Raw genomic sequence first — 22,231 nt, 5'->3', positions numbered from 1 at the left:
CCCAGCATTATTTGCAAATTCTGTCCAAAACGCGTAGAATTTGCCACGTTTCAGGCGCGGGGTGGAGCAGCCTGGTAGCTCGTCGGGCTCATAACCCGAAGGTCGTCGGTTCAAATCCGGCCCCCGCAACCACTTTCCCATAAAGTTCTTTTTCAAATATACTGTGAAGACTTAGAGCCTTCGTAGCTGGATTTGAAAAAATTCTTTCGGAGAGTGCTCCAGGCCACAGTCGTGGCTATAGGGTTCAGTTATCTAAAGCCCCGATTTATCGGGGTTTTTTGTTATCTGACTACAGAATAACTGGGCTTTACGCCCTTTTTTTATGTCTTGGGGGTGGGCTTGTCCACATTAGAGCAAAAATTAACAGAGATGATTACTGCACCGGTCGAAGCACTGGGCTACGAACTGGTCGGCATCGAATTCGTTCGCGGCCGCACATCGACGCTGCGCATCTATATTGATAGTGAAGATGGCATCAATGTTGATGATTGCGCTGATGTTAGCCACCAGGTGAGTGCGGTTCTTGACGTTGAAGACCCAATTACCGTTGCGTACAACCTGGAAGTTTCCTCACCTGGCCTCGATCGCCCGATGTTCACGGCCGAGCACTATGTGCGCTTTACCGGTGAAGAAGTGGCTCTCGTTCTGCGTATGGCCGTACAGAACCGCCGTAAATGGCAGGGAATTATCAAAGCCGTTGATGGTGAAATGATCACGGTTACAGTCGAAGGCAAAGATGAAGTGTTCGCGCTGAGTAATATCCAGAAGGCGAACCTGGTTCCCCACTTTTAACAGTCTGGATTGAGGTGAAAAGCCCGCGATGAACAAAGAAATTTTGGCTGTTGTTGAAGCCGTCTCCAACGAGAAATCACTGCCGCGTGAGAAGATTTTCGAAGCGCTGGAAAGTGCACTGGCTACAGCAACCAAGAAAAAATACGAACAAGAGATCGATGTTCGCGTAGAAATCGATCGTAAAAGCGGTGACTTCGATACATTCCGTCGTTGGGTAATCGTTGAAGAAGTGACCCAGCCGACTAAAGAGATCACCCTGGAAGCTGCACGTTTTGAAGACGAAAGTCTGAACGTGGGTGACTACGTTGAAGATCAGATTGAATCTGTCACCTTCGACCGTATCACCACCCAGACCGCGAAGCAGGTTATCGTGCAGAAAGTTCGCGAAGCCGAGCGCGCGCTGGTTGTCGATCAGTTCCGCGATCAGGAAGGCGAAATCATCACCGGCGTGGTGAAGAAAGTGAACCGCGACAACATCTCTCTGGAGATCAAATCCGAAGGGATGCCGGGGAACGCAGAAGCCGTGATCCTGCGCGAAGACATGCTGCCGCGTGAAAACTTCCGCCCAGGCGACCGTATCCGTGGTGTGCTGTATGCCGTACGCCCTGAAGCGCGTGGCGCACAGCTGTTCGTGACCCGTTCTAAACCAGAAATGCTGGTTGAACTGTTCCGTATTGAAGTGCCGGAAATCGGCGAAGAAGTTATCGAAATCAAAGCGGCGGCCCGCGATCCGGGTTCCCGTGCGAAAATTGCGGTGAAAACCAACGACAAGCGTATCGACCCGGTCGGTGCTTGCGTCGGTATGCGTGGTGCACGTGTTCAGGCGGTTTCTACCGAACTGGGCGGCGAGCGCATTGATATCGTTCTGTGGGACGACAACCCGGCACAGTTCGTGATCAACGCAATGGCACCGGCTGATGTGGCGTCTATCGTGGTTGACGAAGACAAACACACCATGGATATCGCTGTAGAAGCGGGCAACCTGGCGCAGGCGATTGGCCGTAACGGCCAGAACGTACGTCTGGCGTCACAGCTGAGCGGCTGGGAACTCAACGTGATGACCGTTGATGACCTGCAGGCCAAGCATCAGGCTGAAGCCCACGCGGCGATCGATACCTTCACCAAATACCTGGACATTGACGAAGACTTCGCCACTGTGCTGGTTGAAGAAGGTTTCTCTACGCTGGAAGAACTGGCCTACGTGCCAATGAAAGAGCTGCTGGAAATTGACGGTCTGGATGAACCAACCGTTGAAGCCCTGCGTGAACGCGCTAAAAACGCACTGACCACCCTGGCACTGGCTCAGGAAGAAAGCCTTGGCGATAAGAAGCCGGCTGATGACCTGCTGAATCTGGAAGGTCTTGATCGTGCGATTGCGTTCAAGCTGGCTGCCCGTGGTGTTTGTACGCTGGAAGATCTCGCTGAGCAAGGCGTTGATGACCTGGCCGATATCGAAGGTTTAACCGACGAGAAAGCCGGCGAACTCATCATGGCCGCACGTAATATTTGCTGGTTCGGCGACGAAGCGTAATAAACTGTAGCAGGAAGGAACAGCATGACTGATGTAACTGTAAAATCGCTGGCTGCTGAGATTCAGACCTCCGTGGACCGCCTGGTACAGCAATTTGCTGATGCAGGGATCCCGAAGGCCGCTGATGACTCGGTGACCGCGCAAGAAAAACAAACCTTGTTAGCGCACCTGAACCGTGAACACGGCTCTACGCCTGACAAGTTAACGCTGCAGCGCAAAACGCGTAGCACGTTGAACATCCCTGGTACCGGTGGCAAAAGCAAATCGGTACAAATTGAAGTCCGCAAGACGCGCACCTTTGTAAAACGTGATCCGCAAGAGGCAGAACGCCTTGCTGCGGAAGAGCAGGCACAGCGTGAAGCGGAAGAACAAGCTCAGCGTGAGGCAGAAGCCACTGCCAAACGTGAAGCAGAATTAAAAGCTGAACGTGAGGCCGCAGAAAAAGCGAAACGCGACGCCGGTGAAAAAGCGAAGCGTGACGCTGCGGAAAAAGACAAAGTGAGCAATCAACAGACCGACGAAATGACCAAAACTGCCCAGGCTGAAAAAGCCCGCCGTGAAAATGAAGCTGCCGAGCTGAAGCGTAAAGCGGAAGAAGAAGCCCGCCGCAAGCTTGAAGAAGAAGCTCGCCGCGTCGCCGAAGAAGCGCGTCGCATGGCAGAAGAAAACGAGAAGAACGGTGTGAATACCGCTGAACCAACTGAAGACAACAGCGATTATCACGTCACCACTTCTCAGCATGCGCGCCAGGCAGAAGACGATAACGACCGTGAAGTTGAAGGTGGTCGTGGCCGTACTCGCAGTACAAAAGCGGCGCGTCCTGCGAAAAAAGGTAACAAACACGCTGAATCTAAAGCTGACCGTGAAGAAGCACGCGCAGCGGTTCGCGGTGGTAAAGGCGGTAAGCGTAAAGGTTCCGCTCTGCAGCAGGGCTTCCAGAAGCCAGCTCAGGCCGTCAACCGTGACGTTGTGATCGGCGAAACCATCACCGTTGGCGAACTGGCTAACAAGATGGCGGTTAAAGGCTCTCAGGTCATCAAAGCGATGATGAAGCTGGGCGCAATGGCCACCATCAACCAGGTCATCGACCAGGAAACCGCACAGCTGGTTGCCGAGGAGATGGGCCACAAAGTTATCCTGCGTCGTGAAAACGAGCTGGAAGAAGCAGTAATGAGCGACCGTGACACAGGTGCTGCGGCTGAACCGCGTGCACCGGTTGTAACCATCATGGGTCACGTTGACCACGGTAAAACCTCTCTGCTTGACTACATTCGTTCTACTAAGGTTGCCTCCGGCGAAGCGGGTGGTATTACCCAGCACATCGGTGCTTACCACGTAGAAACTGAAAACGGCATGATCACCTTCCTGGATACCCCGGGCCACGCAGCGTTTACCTCAATGCGTGCTCGTGGTGCTCAGGCAACGGATATCGTTGTACTGGTTGTTGCTGCCGACGATGGCGTGATGCCACAGACCATTGAAGCTATCCAGCACGCGAAAGCGGCGCAGGTGCCTCTGGTTGTTGCGGTCAACAAAATCGATAAGCCAGAAGCCGATATGGATCGCGTGAAGAATGAACTGTCCCAGTACGGCGTTATGCCGGAAGAGTGGGGCGGTGAAGCGCAGTTCATCCCTGTATCTGCAAAAGCGGGTACCGGTATCGACGACCTGCTGAACGCTATCCTGCTTCAGGCTGAAGTTCTGGAGCTGAAAGCGGTTCGTAAAGGTATGGCAAGCGGCGCGGTGATCGAATCCTTCCTGGATAAAGGTCGTGGTCCGGTTGCAACCGTTCTGGTTCGCGAAGGTACTCTGCACAAGGGCGACATCGTTCTGTGTGGTTTCGAATACGGTCGCGTTCGTGCGATGCGTAACGAACTGGGTCAGGAAGTGCTGGAAGCCGGTCCGTCCATTCCAGTGGAAATCCTTGGCCTGTCCGGCGTGCCGGCTGCGGGTGACGAAGTGACCGTCGTTCGTGACGAGAAGAAAGCGCGTGAAGTGGCTCTGTATCGTCAGGGTAAATTCCGTGAAGTTAAGCTGGCTCGTCAGCAGAAATCTAAACTCGAGAACATGTTCGCGAACATGACCGAAGGCGAAGTTCACGAAGTGAACATCGTTCTGAAAGCGGACGTTCAGGGTTCTGTGGAAGCGATCTCCGACTCCTTGCTGAAACTGTCCACCGACGAAGTGAAAGTGAAGATCATCGGTTCTGGCGTAGGTGGTATCACCGAAACCGACGCCACGCTGGCAGCAGCGTCCAACGCTATCCTGGTTGGCTTCAACGTTCGTGCTGACGCTTCTGCGCGTAAAGTTATCGATGCTGAAAGTCTGGATCTGCGTTACTACTCCGTCATCTATAACCTGATCGACGAAGTGAAAGCGGCGATGAGCGGCATGCTGTCTCCTGAGCTGAAACAGCAGATCATCGGTCTGGCTGAAGTACGTGACGTGTTCAAATCACCGAAATTCGGTGCGATCGCGGGCTGTATGGTTACCGAAGGGACCATCAAGCGTCACAACCCAATCCGCGTACTGCGTGATAACGTGGTTATCTATGAAGGCGAGCTGGAATCCCTGCGCCGCTTCAAAGATGACGTTAACGAAGTCCGTAACGGCATGGAATGTGGTATCGGCGTGAAGAACTACAACGACGTTCGCGTTGGCGATATGATCGAAGTGTTCGAGATCATCGAAATTCAGCGTACCATCGCTTAATCTTCTTCGACGGAAGATTGACTGACGTAAGCCGGGATCGCCTCGCGCCACCCGGCAATAATTTTAAAAGGGGCTTTAGCCCCTTTTTTGTCTGGAGAATTTATTATGGCGAAAGAATTTGGTCGCCCTCAGCGCGTCGCGCAGGAGATGCAGAAAGAGATCGCACTCATTCTGCAACGTGAAATCAAAGATCCACGCGTGGGTATGATGACCACCGTGTCTGGCGTGGAAATGTCCCGCGACCTGGCGTACGCCAAGGTGTTCGTGACGTTCCTGAACGACCAGGATGAAGACGCGGTTAAGAACGGCATTAAAGCGCTGCAGGAAGCCTCTGGTTTCATCCGCTCTCTGCTTGGCAAAGCGATGCGCCTGCGTATCGTGCCAGAGCTGACCTTCTTCTACGACAACTCGCTGGTCGAAGGTATGCGCATGTCCAACCTGGTGACCAGCGTGGTGAAACATGACGATGAGCGTCGTGTTAACCCGGCGGACGACAGCAAGGAGGACTGATGAGTCGTCCTCGTCGTCGCGGTCGTGACGTGCATGGCGTACTGCTGCTGGATAAACCGCAGGGTGCATCCAGCAACGACGTGCTGCAAAAAGTAAAGCGTATTTATAACGCCAACCGCGCGGGCCACACCGGCGCGCTGGATCCGCTGGCTACCGGCATGCTCCCGATTTGCCTGGGTGAAGCGACAAAGTTTTCCCAGTATCTGCTGGATTCAGACAAGCGCTACCGCGTGATTGCCCGGCTTGGCCAGCGCACGGATACCTCCGATGCGGATGGTCAGGTGGTGGAAGAGCGTCCGCTGACCTTCAGCGCAGAGCAGCTTGATGCGGCGCTGGAAAGCTTCCGGGGCGATACGCTACAGGTGCCGTCGATGTATTCGGCACTGAAGTACCAGGGCAAGAAGCTCTACGAATATGCGCGTCAGGGCATTGAGGTTCCGCGCGAAGCCCGTCCGATTACCGTGTATGAGCTACTGTTTATTCGCCATGAAGGTGATGAGCTGGAGCTGGAGGTCCACTGTTCGAAAGGGACCTACATTCGTACCATCATCGATGACCTCGGCGAAAAGCTGGGCTGCGGCGCGCACGTGATCTATCTGCGTCGTCTGGCGGTCAGCACGTACCCGGTCGAACGCATGGTGACGCTTGAGCATCTGCGCGCGCTGGTTGAACAGGCAGAAGCGCAGGGAATCGCGTCAGCAGAGTTGCTGGATCCGCTGCTGATGCCGATGGACAGCCCGGCGGCGGACTTCCCGGTTGTTAATCTTCCTTTAACATCGTCCGTTTACTTTAAGAACGGAAACCCGGTACGCACAGCGGGGGGACCGCTTGAGGGCCTGGTGCGCGTGACGGAAGGTGAGGAAGGCAAGTTTATCGGTATGGGCGAAATGGACGGTGAAGGGCGCGTAGCGCCGCGTCGTCTGGTCGTCGAATATCCGGTCGACGCTTGACGGTGATTACGCCTCACCTTGCGATAAGCAGGGGAGACGAGTAGAATATCGCCGCTTAACGCCTGGTAAATTGTTTAACAATCTGCGGGGCGTACATGGGATAGCTGAATTAGAGATCGGCATCCTTACATTCTTTATACTTTGGAGTTTGAAAATGTCTCTAAGCGTTGAAGCTAAAGCTAAAATCGTTTCTGAGTTTGGTCGTGGTACTAACGACAGCGGTTCTACCGAAGTTCAGGTTGCACTGCTGACTGCACAGATTAACCACCTGCAGGGTCACTTTGCAGAGCACAAAAAGGATCACCACAGCCGTCGTGGTCTGCTGCGTATGGTTTCTCAGCGTCGTAAGCTGCTCGACTACCTGAAGCGTAAAGATGTTGCACGCTACACCGCGCTGATCGAGCGTCTGGGTCTGCGTCGCTAAGTCTTGCGAGTTTCAGAAAAGGGGGCCTGATGGCCCCTTTTTTCAACCAGACGGCAGCAATTCAATGGAAACTATTGTATTGTTGCTATAAATGATCTTCATTGCAGAGGTTCGCGCGGCTAATGAGAGGCTTCACCCATGGGGGTGTCGGTTGTCATTAGTCGCGAGGATGCGAAGAAGGTCGGGTTAAATCGTCAGCACACCTGTGGTGTGCTGACAATCATTTGAGAAAGGACAGAATTTTGCTGAATCCGATCGTTCGTAAATTCCAGTATGGTCAGCACACCGTCACGCTGGAAACCGGCATGATGGCACGTCAGGCTACTGCTGCCGTTATGGTAAGCATGGATGACACTGCTGTATTCGTTACCGTAGTTGGCCAGAAAAAAGCTAAACCAGGTCAGGACTTCTTCCCGCTGACCGTTAACTACCAGGAGCGTACCTACGCTGCCGGTAAAATCCCGGGTGGCTTCTTCCGTCGTGAAGGCCGCCCAAGCGAAGGCGAAACCCTGATCGCGCGTCTGATTGACCGCCCGGTTCGTCCGCTGTTCCCGGAAGGCTTCGTAAACGAAGTGCAGGTTATCGCGACCGTTGTTTCCGTTAACCCACAGGTTAACCCGGACATCGTAGCAATGATCGGTGCATCCGCAGCCCTGTCACTGTCTGGGATTCCATTCAATGGCCCAATCGGTGCTGCCCGCGTCGGTTACATCAACGACCAGTACGTGCTGAACCCAACTCAGGAAGAGCTGAAAGAGAGTAAGCTGGACCTGGTTGTTGCCGGTACTGAAGCCGCGGTTCTGATGGTTGAATCTGAAGCGGAACTGCTGAGCGAAGACCAGATGCTGGGCGCTGTGGTATTTGGCCACGACCAGCAGCAGGTTGTTATCCAGAACATCAACGACCTGGTGAAAGAAGCCGGTAAACCACGCTGGGACTGGCAGCCAGAAGCGGTAAACGACGCGCTGAACGCACGCGTTGCTGCACTGGCAGAATCTCGTCTGAGCGATGCTTACCGCATCACTGACAAACAGGAGCGTTACGCTCAGGTTGACGCGATCAAATCTGAAACCATCGCGACGCTGGTTGCTGAAGATGAAGCGCTGGACGCTAACGAGCTGAGCGAAATCCTGCACGCTATCGAGAAAAACGTTGTTCGTAGCCGCGTGCTGGCAGGCGAGCCGCGTATCGATGGCCGTGAAAAAGACATGATTCGTGGCCTGGACGTGCGTACTGGCGTTCTGCCACGTACCCACGGCTCTGCGCTGTTCACCCGTGGTGAAACGCAGGCGCTGGTTACCGCGACCCTGGGTACTGCACGTGACGCACAGATCATCGACGAACTGATGGGCGAGCGCACTGACAGCTTCCTGTTCCACTACAACTTCCCTCCGTACTCTGTGGGCGAAACCGGTATGGTTGGCTCACCGAAGCGTCGTGAAATTGGTCACGGTCGTCTGGCGAAGCGCGGCGTGCTGGCAGTTATGCCAGAAGCAGACAAATTCCCGTACACCGTACGTGTTGTGTCTGAAATCACCGAATCCAACGGTTCTTCTTCCATGGCTTCCGTGTGTGGTGCCTCTCTGGCGCTGATGGATGCAGGCGTGCCAATCAAAGCCGCCGTTGCGGGTATCGCAATGGGTCTGGTGAAAGAAGGCGACAACTACGTCGTGCTGTCTGACATTCTGGGCGACGAAGACCACCTGGGTGATATGGACTTCAAAGTGGCGGGTTCCCGCGACGGTATCTCTGCCCTGCAGATGGATATCAAAATTGAAGGTATCACCAAAGAGATCATGCAGGTTGCTCTGAACCAGGCTAAAGGTGCGCGTCTGCACATCCTGGGCGTGATGGAACAGGCGATTAACGCGCCGCGTGGCGACATTTCTCAGTTCGCACCACGTATCCACACCATCAAGATCAATCCAGACAAGATCAAGGATGTTATCGGTAAGGGCGGTTCCGTAATCCGTGCGCTGACCGAAGAAACTGGCACCACCATTGAAATCGAAGATGACGGTACTGTGAAGATCGCAGCAACCGACGGCGAGAAGGCAAAATTCGCTATCCGTCGCATCGAAGAGATCACCGCAGAAATCGAAGTGGGCCGTATCTATGCGGGTAAAGTAACCCGTATCGTTGACTTTGGCGCGTTCGTTGCCATCGGTGGCGGTAAAGAAGGTCTGGTACACATCTCTCAGATCGCTGACAAGCGCGTTGAGAAAGTGACCGATTACCTGCAGATGGGTCAGGAAGTACCGGTAAAAGTTCTGGAAGTCGATCGCCAGGGCCGTATCCGTCTGAGCATCAAAGAAGCAACCGAGCAGTCTCAGCCTGCTGCGGCACCGGAAGCTCCGGCTGCTGAACAGCAAGGCGAGTAAGGTTGCCGTTTGCCCTCCGCGATAGCGGAGGGCTTATTATCAGGCAGGACGCCTTGTTAAGCCGCCGGGGGACAGGACGTTCATCCAATAGTTGTCTTCGGGAGTGGGAAATGAAGCCTTTTTTGCGCTGGTGTTTCGTTGCGACAGCTTTAACGCTGGCAGGATGCAGCAACTCTGCCTGGCGTAAGAGCGAAGTCCTCGCAGTGCCACTGCAACCGACTTTGCAGCAGGAAGTGATTCTGGCACGCATGGAACAAATTCTTGCCAGTCGGGCTTTAACCGATGACGAACGCGCACAGCTTTTATATGAGCGCGGAGTGTTGTATGATAGTCTCGGTCTGAGGGCATTAGCGCGAAATGATTTTTCACAAGCGCTGGCAATCCGACCTGATATGCCTGAAGTATTCAATTACTTAGGCATTTACTTAACGCAGGCAGGCAATTTTGATGCTGCCTATGAAGCGTTTGATTCTGTACTTGAGCTTGATCCAACTTACAACTACGCGCACTTGAATCGCGGTATCGCATTGTATTACGGCGGTCGTGATAAGTTAGCGCAAGATGATCTGCTGGCGTTTTATCAAGACGATCCTAATGATCCTTTCCGCAGCCTGTGGCTTTACATCGTTGAGCAGAAGCTCGATGAGAAGCAGGCCAAAGAAGCACTACAACAGCGCTTCGAAAAATCGGATAAGGAACAGTGGGGATGGAACATTGTCGAGTTCTACCTGGGCAACATTAGCGAAGCAACGCTGATGGAACGCCTCAAGGCGGACGCAACGGATAACACCTCGCTCGCTGAGCATCTCAGTGAAACCAACTTCTATTTAGGTAAGTACTACCTAAGTCTGGGGGATATGGACAGCGCTACGGCACTGTTCAAATTAGCGGTTGCTAACAACGTACATAACTTCGTTGAGCACCGTTATGCATTGTTGGAATTATCGCTCTTGGGCCAGGAGCAAGACGACCTGGCAGAATCGGACCAGCAATAGCTGACGACATAAACATCAGCCCGTAATCTTTTTGATTGCCATCACCTTCACTGGTGAGGGCGTTGTTGTTCGTCAATACACCTAATTTGAGCCGGTTCACACTTTTCAATGAAAATTGCTAATCATTTTCACGATGAGCTAAGTAGACTGGCCGCCATTAATATCGAGGCACTTGTACTACATGGCTGAATTCGAAACCACTTTTGCAGATCTGGGCCTGAAGGCTCCTATCCTTGAAGCCCTTAACGATCTGGGTTACGAAAAACCATCTCCGATCCAGGCTGAGTGTATCCCACACCTGCTTTCTGGTCGTGACGTGCTGGGCATGGCCCAGACCGGTAGCGGTAAAACTGCAGCATTCTCGCTGCCGCTGCTGAACAACATCGATCCGGACCTGCGTGCACCGCAGATCCTCGTCCTGGCTCCAACCCGTGAACTGGCTGTTCAGGTTGCTGAAGCAATGACGGAATTTTCTAAACATATGCGCGGCGTAAACGTGGTAGCCCTGTACGGCGGCCAGCGTTATGACGTGCAGTTACGCGCCCTGCGCCAGGGCCCACAGATTGTTGTCGGTACGCCGGGCCGTCTGCTGGATCACCTGAAGCGCGGTACCCTGGACCTCTCTAAGCTGAGCGGCCTGGTACTGGATGAAGCAGATGAAATGCTGCGTATGGGCTTCATCGAAGACGTTGAAACCATCATGGCGCAGATCCCGGAGGGTCATCAGACCGCTCTGTTCTCTGCAACCATGCCAGAAGCGATCCGTCGCATTACCCGCCGCTTCATGAAAGAGCCGCAGGAAGTGCGTATTCAGTCCAGCGTGACCACTCGCCCGGACATCAGCCAGAGCTACTGGTCTGTATACGGCATGCGTAAAAACGAAGCGCTGGTGCGTTTCCTGGAAGCGGAAGATTTTGATGCGGCGATTATCTTCGTACGTACCAAAAACGCGACCCTGGAAGTGGCTGAAGCGCTGGAGCGTAGCGGCTACAACAGCGCAGCGCTGAACGGCGACATGAACCAGGCGCTGCGCGAGCAGACTCTGGAGCGTCTGAAAGACGGTCGTCTGGATATCCTGATTGCAACCGACGTGGCAGCACGTGGTCTGGACGTTGAGCGTATCAGCCTGGTGGTAAACTACGACATCCCGATGGACTCCGAGTCTTACGTTCACCGTATCGGCCGTACCGGTCGTGCAGGTCGTGCGGGCCGCGCGCTGCTGTTCGTTGAGAACCGCGAGCGTCGTCTGCTGCGTAACATCGAACGCACCATGAAGCTGACTATTCCAGAAGCTGAGCTGCCAAATGCAGAACTGCTGGGCAAACGCCGTCTGGAAAAATTCGCCGCGAAAGTACAGCAGCAGCTGGAAAGCAGCGATCTGGATCAGTACCGTGCGCTGCTGTCGCAAATTCAGCCAACCGCTGAAGGCGAAGAGCTGGATATGGAAACCCTGGCCGCAGCACTGCTGAAAATGGCGCAGGGCGAACGTAGCCTGATCGTGCCACCAGATGCACCGATGCGTCCTAAGCGTGAGTTCCGTGACCGTGACGATCGTTTCGAACGTCGTGGCGACCGTAACGATCGTGGTCCACGCGGTGACCGTCCAGAGCGTGGTGGTGAAGACCGTCCACGTCGCGAGCGTCGTGACGCTGGCGAAATGGAGCTGTATCGCATTGAAGTGGGCCGTGATGATGGTGTTGAAGTTCGTCACATCGTTGGCGCGATCGCTAACGAAGGCGACATCAGCAGCCGTTACATCGGTAACATCAAGCTGTTTGGCTCACACTCTACCATCGAGCTGCCGAAAGGTATGCCGGGCGAAGTACTGCAACACTTTACCCGCACCCGCATCCTGAACAAGCCGATGAACATGCAGCTGCTGGGCGATGCACAGCCACGTCCTGACCGCGGCGGCGAACGTCGTGGCGGCGGTCGCGGTTTCGGTGGCGAACGTCGTGAAGGCGGTCGCAGCGAAGGTCGCACTGGCGAACCTCGTCGTTTCTCCGGCGAGCGTCGTGAAAACCGCGGCCCACGCCGTGAAGAAGGCACCAGCCGTCGTCGTTTCGGTGACGCATAAGCCTTTCGCTTCTGACGTAAAGTAAAATATACAGCCCCGATAGTCGCTATCGGGGCTTTTTTTATTCCTTTTGTACTCTTGTACTGGTACAGTGCATCGCATTAAAATGCAAACCACATTTTTGACTGGAGATAAGGCTGTATGGCGACACTAACCACCACCCAAACGTCACCTTCGCTGCTTGGCGGCGTGGTGATCATCGGCGGAACCATTATTGGTGCCGGGATGTTCTCCCTGCCAGTGGTTATGTCCGGTGCGTGGTTCTTCTGGTCGCTGGCGGCGCTGGTCTTCACCTGGTTCTGTATGCTGCATTCCGGGCTGATGATCCTTGAAGCCAACCTCAACTACCGCATTGGCTCCAGCTTCGACACCATCACCAGGGATCTGCTGGGCAAAGGCTGGAACCTGGTCAACGGTCTCTCCATTGCGTTTGTGCTGTACATCCTGACCTACGCGTACATTTCGGCGAGCGGCTCGATTCTGCATCATACCTTCGCGGAGATGTCGCTGAACGTGCCCGCGCGTCTGGCTGGATTGTGCTTTGCGCTGGGCGTGGCGTTTATCGTCTGGATGAGTACCAAAGCGGTGAGCCGCATGACGGCAATCGTGCTGGGCGCAAAGGTCATTACCTTCTTCCTGACCTTCGGCAGCCTGCTCGGGCACGTCACGCCCGCCACCCTGTTTAACGTCGCGGAAGTGAACACCTCCTACACGCCGTACCTGCTGATGACCCTGCCGTTCTGCCTGGCGTCGTTCGGCTACCACGGTAACGTGCCGAGCCTGATGAAGTACTACGGCAAAGATCCGCGCACCATTGTGAAATGCCTGGTTTACGGCACGCTGCTGGCGCTGGGGCTGTACGTGATTTGGCTGCTCGGGACGATGGGCAATATCCCGCGTCCGGAATTTATCGGCATTGCGCAGAAGGGTGGTAATATCGACGTGCTGGTTCAGGCGCTGAGCGGCGTGCTGAACAGCCGCAGCCTGGATCTGCTGCTGGTCATCTTCTCCAACTTTGCCGTGGCGAGCTCTTTCCTCGGCGTGACGCTGGGCCTGTTTGACTATCTGGCGGACCTGTTTGGCTTCGATGACTCGGCGGCGGGCCGCTTCAAAACCGCGCTACTGACCTTCCTGCCGCCGGTTGTGGGCGGCCTGCTGTGGCCGAACGGCTTCCTGTATGCCATCGGTTATGCGGGACTGGCGGCAACCATCTGGGCGGCGATTGTGCCGGCGCTGCTGGCACGTAAATCACGTAAACGCTTCGGCAGCCCGACGTTCCGCGTCTGGGGCGGCAAGCCGATGATTGCGCTGATCCTGGTGTTTGGTGTGGGAAACGCGCTGGTCCACGTGCTGTCGAGCTTTAATCTACTGCCGGTGTATCAGTAACCGCCTCTTTTCGCCCTCTCCCGGTGGGCTGAGGGTTCCCCACAAAACAATGCCTGCACGGAGGACCCCCTCTCCCTTGAGGGAGAGGGCTGGGGTGAGGGGGAACATATGGTTGTAGAGGTAATTCCGTTCACTTTAAATTCCTTGCTACTCTGTAACGGCATGACTTGTGAACGTGCCATGGCGGCTCAGTCGCCGCCGCCCTGGCAACCCGGGCTCCCGGCGGTAAATCGCCGCTTCGCGGTGCCTTCGGCTTATTCCTTCCGGCTTATCGGGGACGGGCGGATGTAACGTCCCTGTAAAGCCGCCCTCTCGGCGCATCCCTGCGCCTCGCCCCGGCCTGCAGGAAACGCCTCAGCGATTTACAGCCGGACCAGGGCGTCGCTGTAATTCATTTATTTTCCTGAAACAACATTCGTCGCTTTCGGTAAAAAAATTACTGGGGATCCCTCAGCCCGAAGGGAGAGGGAGAAAACCGTAGGCCGGATAAGGTGAAGCCGCCATCCGGCAAAAAAACTATCCCACCAACTCTTCTTTCACCTGCATCGCCAGATCAAAGGAATGCAAACGCGCCTGGTGATCGAAAATCTGGCCGTTAACCATAATCTCATCCGCCTGCGTTTCGCGCAGTACCGCTTCCAGCCCGTGACGAATTTTCGTCTTATCGCCTACCAGCGACATGCTCAGCGCCTGCTGCACGCCATACTGCTCGGAGGCGGACCACAGCTGATGCATATTCTCCACCGGTGGCGGCAGCTGGCCCGTCTCGCCACGACGCAGCTTCACGAACGCCTGCTGCATGGAGGTAAACAGGAATTCCGCATCGCGATTGCTGTCGGCTGCAATGATGTTGATGCACACCATCGCATACGGTTTCTCCAGACGTGCAGACGGTTTAAAGTTCGTGCGGTAGAGATGCAGCGCCTGGTGCAGCATATCCGGTGCGAAGTGGGAGGCAAACGCAAACGGCAGGCCCAGCTGAGCGGCGAGCTGCGCGCTGTAGAGGCTTGAGCCTAACAGCCACACGGGGATTTGCTCGCCGTAACCCGGAACCGGGCGCACGTGCGGGTTTGGATCCCGCGCGTCGAACCAGTCCACTAGCTCCGCCACGTCGCGCGGGAAGTTATCGATATCGCCGTTCATATGGCGGCGCAGGGCGCGCATGGTCGGCTGGTCGCTGCCCGGCGCACGGCCAAGCCCCAGATCGATTCGGCCTGGATAAAGGGTATTCAGGGTCCCAAACTGCTCGGCAATCACCAGCGGGGCGTGGTTCGGCAGCATGACGCCGCCAGAGCCGAGGTGCAGGGTGGTGGTATTCGCCGCCAGATAGCCAATCAGCACCGAGGTGGCGGCGCTGGCGATGCCGACCATGTTGTGGTGCTCCGCCAGCCAGTAGCGGTGATAGCCACGCTTTTCGGCAAGCTGAGCGAGGTCGAGAGAGTGCGTGAAGGCTTCTCTTGCCGAGGAGCCTTGTGGGATCGGCGCCAGATCCAGCACCGAAAACGGAATGGTTTTATCAGTCATAACAGCTCACTTTGTCGACGGTGAATCTTTAATACTGCATTAAAGTTTACTAACCGTTGTTAACAAAGTGAGCCTTTTTTAGGCCTGAAGTTCTAGCCCGGCCAGACGTTTCCAGTAACCGTTACAGTCGCTGTTTGCCGTCAGCGGCAGCGGCGACGCGCCGTTTTCATTGGCGCGGAAGGCGTCCAGCATCGCGAACACGCTGGTATCCAGCGGCGAAAGACGCACTATATCCACCAGCCCGTCCATCGACGCCAGCTCGTTACCGAGGTTGTAGACGTAGCCGCTCATGGTCTGAATGCCGTTGAGGACAAACACCTGCTGGTTCTCCTGCGACAGCATGCTGCGCCCGTTAGGGTACTTAATGCAGCAGGTTTCACACTCGTCTTTCGGGCGGTCTTCGGAGCGCGCGGTGAAGCAGCGGGCAGAATAGGCCAGCGGGAGATGGCCATAGCTCAGCACTTCCACTTCAAACTGATTGCGAATGCCAAGCTCTTCACACTGAGCGAGCAGGTTTGCCAGCCAGTCGCGGGAGAGTTCCACCGGCATGCACCAGCGCGTCATCCCCTGTTTGAGCAGCAGGCGCAGGGTCACCGCGTTATAGCAGTTCAGCGCATGTCCGGCGACAAACGGTAGCTTACGCTCGGCACACATGTTCACCACGCCGAGATCGCTCGCCTCCAGCAGAAACTCGCCGTTTTCCACGTAGCGCTTCAGCTCGCCCAGTTCCGATGACGCCTGCACCAGCGCCAGCGTGGAGAGCACCACCTGCTTGCCGCTGCCTGCCAGGCTTTTTGCCATCTCCAGCCAGTCGCCTACTTTGGTGGCGCGGCGCTTGCTGCACACCGCTTCGCCGAGGTAAATCACGTCGGCGCTGCTGGTCGCCGCCTGTTGATAAAAATCTTCCAGCGTCTCTTTTGGCCAGTAGTAGAGCACCGGCCCTAATGAATATTTCATGGTTATCTCACTGCCATTTACGGTGATACGCGCCGAGCGTGGTTTGCGTGCCTTCGGACATTGCGCCGAGGGTTTCCATCCACGCCGGCTGCGCGGCGTAATTCTGCGGGTCCGCCATGCAGCGGTCGATGGCCTGACGCCACACCTTCGCGACCTGGCTCACGTAGGCCGGGCTGCGCTGGCGGCCTTCGATTTTCACCGAGGCAATATTGGCGGCCAGCAGTTCCGGCAGCAGCTCCAGCGTGTTGAGGCTGGTGGGCTCCTCCAGCGCGTGATAGCGCTCGCCGTCCACCAGATAGCGGCCTTTGCACAGCGTCGGGTAGCCCGCATTTTCCCCGTCCTGATAGCGGTCAATTAACACTTCGTTCAGGCGCGACTCCAGCCCCTGCGGCGTTTGCTGCCAGCGAACGAAGCGGGCAGGCGAGCAGGCGCCCACGGTATTTGGCGATTCCCCGGTTAAATAGGAGGAGAGATAGCACCGGCCTTCGGCCATGATGCACAGGCTACCGAAGGCAAAAACTTCCAGCGGTACTGGCGTGACGCGCGCCAGTTGCTTAACCTGATGAATAGAGAGCACGCGCGGCAGCACCACGCGAGCCACGTCAAAATGTCGATGGTAAAAACGCACCGCCTCTTCGTTCGTCGCGGATGCCTGAACCGAGACGTGGCGCTCAATGTGCGGGTAGCGTTCTGCCGCATACTCAAGCATGGCAAGGTCGGCCAGGATCAGCGCATCGGCACCCAGCTGGGCGGCCATATCCACGGCGCGCTGCCAGCGGGCATAGCCATCAGGATGGGCGAAGGTGTTGATGGCGATATGCAGCTTGCGGCGGTGCTGGTGAACGAAGTTAACGGCCTCCTGGAGCTTCTTCTCCGTAAAGTTAAGGCCAGCAAAATGGCGGGCGTTGGTATCATCTTTCAGCCCGATATAGACCGCGTCGGCCCCATTTTCGATGGCCGCCTTAAGCGCCGGAAGGTTTCCGGCAGGGCAGAGCAGCTCCATAATTTATCCCGATGTTGTCGATCGCAGGGATCGTAAAAAATGTTAACGAGCTGGGATTTTAATTAACCCATACGCGACAATTTTTGATTTAAGGCAGCTAATGGCGTATTGATGGCACCAATAATGAGGAGCACCGGACTACGGTTTGTTGATTTACGCCGCTATCTTCTTGTCGGGATATGGCAAAATAGCAGGATTATAGCTATCAGGGAGTAAAGCTCGTGCTGGATAAACTGCGTTCACGTCTCGTACAATTTGGTCCATCAATGCTGAGCGTGCCGGTAAAGCTGGCGCCGTTCGCGCTTAAGCGCCAGGTGCTGGAACAGGTATTGACCTGGCAGTTCCGTCAGGCGCTGCAGGACGGTGATCTGGAGTTTCTGGAAGGCCGCTGGTTAAGCATCGAAGTGCGCGATATCGGGCTGCGCTGGTTTACTTCCGTTGAGAACGATCGGCTGATCGTTCGTGAGTCCGCCGAGGCGGATGTAAGCTTTAGCGCCGACGCCAGCGATCTGCTGATGATTGCCGCGCGCAAGCAGGATCCCGATACGCTGTTCTTCCAGCGTCGTCTGGTGATTGAGGGCGATACGGAGCTTGGCCTGTACGTCAAAAATTTAATGGATGCCATTGAGCTTGAGCAGATGCCGAAGGCGCTGCGCGTGATGCTAATGCAAATGGCAGATTTCGTTGAGGCCGGGCTGAAAACCCCGCCGGACAGTAAACACACTTCAGTAGGTGAGCCATGCTGATTCGAGTCGAAATTGGGATTGATGCGCCGGGCATCGACGCGTTGTTACGCCGCTCTTTTGCGGGGGACGGCGAAGCGCAGCTGGTTCACGATCTTCGCGAAGATGGCCTGATTACCCTGGGCCTGGTTGCCACCGATGATGAAGGGCAGGTGGTCGGCTACGTGGCGTTCAGTCCGGTAATTGTTCAGGGCGAAGAGTTACAGTGGGTTGGCATGGCGCCGCTGGCGGTGGATGAAAACTACCGCGGCCAGGGCCTGGCACGTCAGCTGGTTTATGAAGGGCTGGATTCACTGAATGAATTTGGCTATGCCGCCGTCGTGGTGCTGGGCGAACCGGCATTCTACGAACGTCTGGGGTTTGAGCCGGCAGCCAAACACGATCTGCACTGCCGCTGGCCGGATACGGAAGCGTCCTTCCTGGTCCATCCTCTGGCGGACGACGCGCTCGATGGCGTTAACGGCCTGGTTGAGTATCACGATCGTTTCAATCGCTTTTAAGCAGGCTGTCGCGTAGCGCCTCAAAAGAGCCATCCCCGTTGACGAGACGCTCTTTCTGGCGCTTCGTCAGCTGTTTGATGCGGTACTCCAGCCTGAGCGCCAGCGATCTGTCGCCCACGGCGGCTGAAAAAGCCAGCTTAAGCTCACCTTTCCCCCGCAGCGCTTTTGCCCCTTTTCCCGTTTGATGTTGTAAAAAACGCCGTTCCACATCGGTGGTGATCCCGGTGTAGAGCGCGTTATCGGCGGTTCGGACAAGATAGAGAAACCAGCACACGGTAAGCAGATTCAGTATGTTAAGGTGAACGCACCATAGCATGAGAGAGAGCGAAAATGGAAACACTGGCCGCCATTAGCCGCTGGCTGGCAAAGCAGCACGTCGTCACCTGGTGCGTCTGTAAAGACGGGGAGATGTGGTGCGCGAACGCGTTTTATTACTACGACCCCGAGCGCGTCGCCTTTTACGTGATGAGTGAAGATAAAACGCGGCATGCGCAGATGTCGGGCCCGCAGGCAAGCGTGGCGGGCACGGTAAACGGTCAGCCTAAAACCGTTGCGCTGATCCGCGGGGTTCAGTTCACGGGCGAAATCCGTCGTCTGGAAGGGGAGGAGAGCGACGCGCAGCGTAAACGCTACACGCGCCGCTTCCCGGTTGCCGCTGCGCTAAAAGCCCCGGTGTGGGAAATCCGCCTCGATGAGCTGAAATTTACCGACAACACGCTGGGCTTTGGCAAGAAGCTGCACTGGTTACGCGCCGAGCAGGCGTAACGCTTCGCGGTTAAACGCCGGGAGATCGTCCGGCGTACGGCTGGTGATCAGCTGGTCGTTGTCGTTAACCACTTCCTGGTCGTAAAACTCGGCGCCGGCGTTTTTCAGGTCAATGACGATCGGTTTCACCGCGGTCAGCTTGCGCCCGCGCACCACCTCCGCGCTGATCAGCAGCTGCGGGCCGTGACAGATGGCAAAGACCGGCTTACCGGTGCCGACGAAGTCGCGGGTGAAGGTGACGAAACGCTCGTCTCCGCGCAGGGAATCCGGTGAATGGCCGCCCGGTAGCAGCAGGGCGTCGAAATCAGACGGGCTGACGTTATCAATGGATTCGTCAATGGTCACGCTGGCTTCGCCCTTGTGGCCCTTCACGGTTTTACCCGCTTCTTTCTCGATGGTGACCACCTCGTGGCCCGCCTTGCGGAATGCCTCTGCTGGCGACGTAAACTCTGAATCTTCAAACTCGTCGGTAATCAAGACTGCGATTTTTTTACCCATGCTTCCTCCGTTGTTTTCGCTTCAGACTGTTTTTTTCCCGTTTGTGGTAAATACTTACCGGTAACAGACTTTTAAGTGTGGTAGAGCAGGCCCAGATCGCAAACGGACAATTCTGTAAAGGGGAAAAGATGAGTCAGGTACTGATTACCGGTGCTACCGGGCTGGTGGGTGGACACCTGCTGCGGCTGCTGATCCAGGATCGTCATATCAACTACATCGCCGCGCCGACGCGTCGGCCGCTGCTGGACGTCACCGGCGTCTTTAACCCGCACGATCCACAGCTCACCGACGCGCTGGCGCAGGTGCAGGATCCTGTCGATATCGCCTTTTGCTGCCTGGGCACCACCCGACGGGAAGCGGGCAGTAAAGAGGCGTTTATCCATGCGGATTACACGCTGGTGGTGGATACCGCCCTGACGGCGAAAAAGCTGGGGGCAAAGCATTTTCTGGTGGTCAGTTCCCACGGCGCCAGCGCCGGCTCGCCGTTTTTTTACAACAAGGTGAAGGGCAAAATGGAAGAGGCGCTGATTGCGCAGAAGTGGGAGCGCCTGACCATCGTTCGGCCTTCCATGCTGATGGGCTACCGTGACGAGCGGCGTTTTAACGAGTCATTTTTCGCTCCGCTGTTCCGCATCCTGCCGGGTAACTGGAAGTCCATCGAGGCGCGGGACGTCGCGCAGGCCATGCTGAAAGAGGCGCTGGCTCCGTCGCAGGAGGGCGTAAATATTATCCCGTCGGCAAAACTGCGTGAAATCGCGCAGGGCGAGGCGTAAACTTCCCCGGCTTATTAAATAACACCTTCCGGGGAATGGTATGACTGGTCAGTCTTCATCTCAGGCGGCAACACCCGTTCAGTGGTGGAAGCCCGCACTTTTCTTTCTCGTGGTCATCATTGGCCTCTGGTATGTGAAATGGCAGCCGTACTACGGTAAAGCCTTCACCGCCGCCGACACCCACAGCATTGGCAACTCTATTCTCGCTCAGCCAGATTCCAGCCCGCTAAAGGCGGCATGGGATTACGCTATGGTCTATTTTCTCGCGGTGTGGAAAGCCGCGGTGTTGGGCGTGCTGCTGGGGTCGTTGATTCAGGTACTTATCCCGCGTAACTGGCTGGTGAAAACCTTAGGACAGCCGCGCTTGCAGGGGACGCTGCTGGGGACGATTTTCTCCCTGCCGGGCATGATGTGCTCCTGCTGCGCCGCACCGGTGGCGGCGGGCATGCGCCGTCAGCGCGTGTCGATGGGCGGCGCGCTCGCCTTCTGGATGGGTAACCCCCTGCTGAACCCGGCGACGCTGGTATTTATGGGCTTCGTGCTCGGCTGGCACTTCGCGTTTATCCGGCTGGCGGCTGGCCTGCTGACGGTGGTGCTTGTCGCTACGCTGGTACAGCACCTGGTGAAAGACAACGAGGCCGGGCCTGCCTCCGTTGAGCTGGACGTCAGCGAGCCGCAGGGCAGTTTCTTTGCTCGCTGGGGCAAAGCGCTGTGGCAGCTGTTCTGGAGCACCATTCCGGTTTATATCCTGGCCGTACTGGTGTTAGGGGCAGCGCGCGTCTGGCTGTTCCCGCATGCGGATGGCGCTATCGACAACACGCTGATGTGGGTGATTGCGATGGCGGTGGCCGGGTGCCTGTTCGTGATCCCAACGGCGGCGGAAATCCCGATTATTCAGACCATGATGATGGCCGGGATGGGTACCGCACCGGCGCTGGCATTGCTCATCACGCTGCCGGCGGTGAGCCTGCCGTCGCTTATCATGCTGCGTAAGTCATTCCCGGCGAAAGCGCTGTGGCTGACGGCGGGGCTGGTGGCGTTGAGCGGGGGAATTGTGGGGAGCATGGCGCTGGTATAAAAAAAGCCCGGTGGCGCTACGCTACCGGGCTTACCGTCAGGTTCAGCTTACTTGATGTAGGTAAAGGCGGTGGTGACGTGCTTCACGCCGCTCACCCGGCTGGCGATATCCGCTGCCGCTTTCCCTTCACGCTCGGTCACCAGGCCCAGCAGGAACACTTCGCCGTTCTCCGTGGTCACCTTCACGTTTGAGGATTTCACCTGGTCAGTACCCAGCAGCTGGGAACGCACCTTGGTGGTTATCCAGGTATCAGATGACGCGGTGCCGAGGCCAATCGGCTTGCCCTGGCGGATCTCGTTAAACACTTCCGCCGTGCCTTCTACGCCCATCGCGATCTGCTTGGCGCGTGACGCCAGTTCAGGATTTGGCGCCTGGCCTGCCAGCAGCACTTTGCCCTGATAGGCCGTCACGTTGATGCGTGCTTCCTTCTTGATCTGTTCGTCTTTCGACAGCGCACTGTTCACGCGCAGCTCAAGCGTACCGTCATCCACCTGCGTCCCAACGGTACGCGGATCGGTCGCTGCTTTGGTGCCGACCGCTGCGGTACCGACTACAGCGGCGGCGATGCATCCCTGAAGCAGTAATGCAGACATCACGACTGCAAGGGCCGATAAAACCTTCATGAGAACTCC

General features: G+C 56.2%; 22 protein-coding genes and 1 tRNA gene. 17 read left to right on the top strand and 6 right to left on the bottom strand.

Annotated elements, in window-relative coordinates; all coding sequences use genetic code 11:
• Positions 1–55 precede the first annotated feature (55 nt).
• The 12 genes from OWK27_RS08370 to mtr all read left to right on the top strand — a co-directional run bounded on the left by OWK27_RS08370 (position 56) and on the right by mtr (position 13,758).
• Positions 56–132: transfer RNA gene (locus OWK27_RS08370), tRNA-Met, on the top strand.
• 207 nt (positions 133–339) lie between these two features.
• Positions 340–792 carry a ribosome maturation factor RimP gene (gene rimP / locus OWK27_RS08365; RefSeq protein ID WP_014833432.1) on the top strand — a complete coding sequence of 151 codons (453 nt, stop codon included), beginning with the start codon at positions 340–342 and terminating at the stop codon, positions 790–792.
• Positions 793–820: 28 nt separating this feature from the next.
• Positions 821–2,323: a transcription termination factor NusA gene (nusA, locus tag OWK27_RS08360; protein WP_014885374.1), complete on the top strand. Its 1,503-nt coding sequence runs from the start codon at positions 821–823 to the stop codon at positions 2,321–2,323.
• A gap of 24 nt (positions 2,324–2,347) precedes the next feature.
• Positions 2,348–5,035, top strand: coding sequence for a translation initiation factor IF-2 (infB, locus tag OWK27_RS08355; RefSeq protein WP_022649517.1), 2,688 nt, complete (start codon positions 2,348–2,350; stop codon positions 5,033–5,035).
• A gap of 105 nt (positions 5,036–5,140) precedes the next feature.
• Entirely contained in the window at positions 5,141–5,545 is a 405-nt protein-coding gene (gene rbfA, locus OWK27_RS08350; protein WP_003861793.1) for a 30S ribosome-binding factor RbfA, read from the top strand.
• Complete coding sequence (gene truB, locus OWK27_RS08345; protein ID WP_242170192.1) at positions 5,545–6,495, top strand: tRNA pseudouridine(55) synthase TruB; 951 nt, start codon at positions 5,545–5,547, stop codon at positions 6,493–6,495. The genes rbfA and truB overlap by 1 nt, the downstream gene beginning before the upstream one ends.
• 154 nt (positions 6,496–6,649) lie before the next feature.
• Positions 6,650–6,919, top strand: a complete 270-nt coding sequence (gene rpsO / locus OWK27_RS08340) for a 30S ribosomal protein S15 (RefSeq protein ID WP_003861789.1) — start codon at positions 6,650–6,652, stop codon at positions 6,917–6,919.
• Positions 6,920–7,161: 242 nt separating this feature from the next.
• Positions 7,162–9,300, top strand: a complete 2,139-nt coding sequence (gene pnp / locus OWK27_RS08335; protein WP_267590221.1) for a polyribonucleotide nucleotidyltransferase — start codon at positions 7,162–7,164, stop codon at positions 9,298–9,300.
• 110 nt (positions 9,301–9,410) lie between these two features.
• Positions 9,411–10,295 (top strand): lipoprotein NlpI, encoded by an 885-nt coding sequence (gene nlpI / locus OWK27_RS08330; protein ID WP_063451051.1) that lies wholly within the window; start codon positions 9,411–9,413, stop codon positions 10,293–10,295.
• A gap of 108 nt (positions 10,296–10,403) precedes the next feature.
• Positions 10,404–10,484, top strand: a complete 81-nt coding sequence (gene yrbN / locus OWK27_RS08325) for a protein YrbN (protein WP_097397692.1) — start codon at positions 10,404–10,406, stop codon at positions 10,482–10,484.
• The gene (locus OWK27_RS08320) at positions 10,477–12,372 is read left to right on the top strand and encodes a DEAD/DEAH family ATP-dependent RNA helicase (protein WP_242170195.1); all 1,896 of its coding nucleotides are present in this window, start codon (positions 10,477–10,479) and stop codon (positions 12,370–12,372) included. The genes yrbN and OWK27_RS08320 overlap by 8 nt, the downstream gene beginning before the upstream one ends.
• A gap of 141 nt (positions 12,373–12,513) precedes the next feature.
• Positions 12,514–13,758 (top strand): tryptophan permease, encoded by a 1,245-nt coding sequence (gene mtr, locus OWK27_RS08315; RefSeq protein ID WP_242170197.1) that lies wholly within the window; start codon positions 12,514–12,516, stop codon positions 13,756–13,758.
• A gap of 516 nt (positions 13,759–14,274) precedes the next feature.
• Here the strand turns inward: mtr and OWK27_RS08310 are convergent.
• From OWK27_RS08310 to ubiU, 3 genes are all read right to left on the bottom strand, one after another.
• Complete coding sequence (locus tag OWK27_RS08310; RefSeq protein WP_148418333.1) at positions 14,275–15,282, bottom strand: luciferase-like monooxygenase; 1,008 nt, start codon at positions 15,280–15,282, stop codon at positions 14,275–14,277.
• A gap of 78 nt (positions 15,283–15,360) precedes the next feature.
• Entirely contained in the window at positions 15,361–16,239 is an 879-nt protein-coding gene (locus OWK27_RS08305) for a U32 family peptidase (RefSeq protein WP_148418334.1), read from the bottom strand.
• A gap of 7 nt (positions 16,240–16,246) precedes the next feature.
• A complete protein-coding gene (ubiU, locus tag OWK27_RS08300) occupies positions 16,247–17,242 on the bottom strand; it encodes a ubiquinone anaerobic biosynthesis protein UbiU (protein WP_148418335.1) in 996 nt (331 codons plus the stop codon).
• A 221-nt stretch (positions 17,243–17,463) separates the two neighbouring features.
• Here ubiU and ubiT point away from each other — a divergent pair, with 221 nt between their 5' ends.
• Together ubiT and OWK27_RS08290 are read left to right on the top strand one after the other, a co-directional pair.
• On the top strand, positions 17,464–17,988 hold the full coding sequence (gene ubiT, locus OWK27_RS08295; RefSeq protein ID WP_267590220.1) for a ubiquinone anaerobic biosynthesis accessory factor UbiT: 525 nt from the start codon (positions 17,464–17,466) through the stop codon (positions 17,986–17,988).
• Positions 17,982–18,485, top strand: a complete 504-nt coding sequence (locus OWK27_RS08290) for a GNAT family N-acetyltransferase (protein ID WP_176609394.1) — start codon at positions 17,982–17,984, stop codon at positions 18,483–18,485. The genes ubiT and OWK27_RS08290 overlap by 7 nt, the downstream gene beginning before the upstream one ends.
• Here OWK27_RS08290 and OWK27_RS08285 read toward each other — a convergent pair.
• Positions 18,472–18,801: a GIY-YIG nuclease family protein gene (locus OWK27_RS08285; protein WP_148418632.1), complete on the bottom strand. Its 330-nt coding sequence runs from the start codon at positions 18,799–18,801 to the stop codon at positions 18,472–18,474. The genes OWK27_RS08290 and OWK27_RS08285 overlap by 14 nt on opposite strands.
• Before the next feature lie 14 nt (positions 18,802–18,815).
• Between OWK27_RS08285 and OWK27_RS08280 the strand changes: the two genes are divergently transcribed.
• Positions 18,816–19,250 (top strand): YhbP family protein, encoded by a 435-nt coding sequence (locus OWK27_RS08280; RefSeq protein ID WP_267590219.1) that lies wholly within the window; start codon positions 18,816–18,818, stop codon positions 19,248–19,250.
• Here OWK27_RS08280 and OWK27_RS08275 read toward each other — a convergent pair.
• Positions 19,230–19,748, bottom strand: a complete 519-nt coding sequence (locus OWK27_RS08275; RefSeq protein WP_015571965.1) for a type 1 glutamine amidotransferase domain-containing protein — start codon at positions 19,746–19,748, stop codon at positions 19,230–19,232. The genes OWK27_RS08280 and OWK27_RS08275 overlap by 21 nt on opposite strands.
• Positions 19,749–19,876: 128 nt before the next feature.
• Here OWK27_RS08275 and OWK27_RS08270 point away from each other — a divergent pair, with 128 nt between their 5' ends.
• Positions 19,877–20,521, top strand: a complete 645-nt coding sequence (locus OWK27_RS08270; protein ID WP_267590218.1) for an NAD(P)H-binding protein — start codon at positions 19,877–19,879, stop codon at positions 20,519–20,521.
• Between the two features lie 40 nt (positions 20,522–20,561).
• The gene (locus tag OWK27_RS08265; RefSeq protein WP_267590217.1) at positions 20,562–21,599 is read left to right on the top strand and encodes a permease; all 1,038 of its coding nucleotides are present in this window, start codon (positions 20,562–20,564) and stop codon (positions 21,597–21,599) included.
• 47 nt (positions 21,600–21,646) lie between these two features.
• Here OWK27_RS08265 and dolP read toward each other — a convergent pair whose 3' ends face one another.
• Positions 21,647–22,222 (bottom strand): division/outer membrane stress-associated lipid-binding lipoprotein, encoded by a 576-nt coding sequence (gene dolP, locus OWK27_RS08260; RefSeq protein WP_267590216.1) that lies wholly within the window; start codon positions 22,220–22,222, stop codon positions 21,647–21,649.
• Positions 22,223–22,231 lie beyond the last annotated feature (9 nt).

Source organism: Enterobacter cloacae complex sp. 2022EL-00788 (assembly GCF_026627565.1).
Taxonomy (GTDB): domain Bacteria; phylum Pseudomonadota; class Gammaproteobacteria; order Enterobacterales; family Enterobacteriaceae; genus Enterobacter; species Enterobacter pasteurii.
This window is presented reverse-complemented; position numbering and strand designations above follow the sequence as displayed.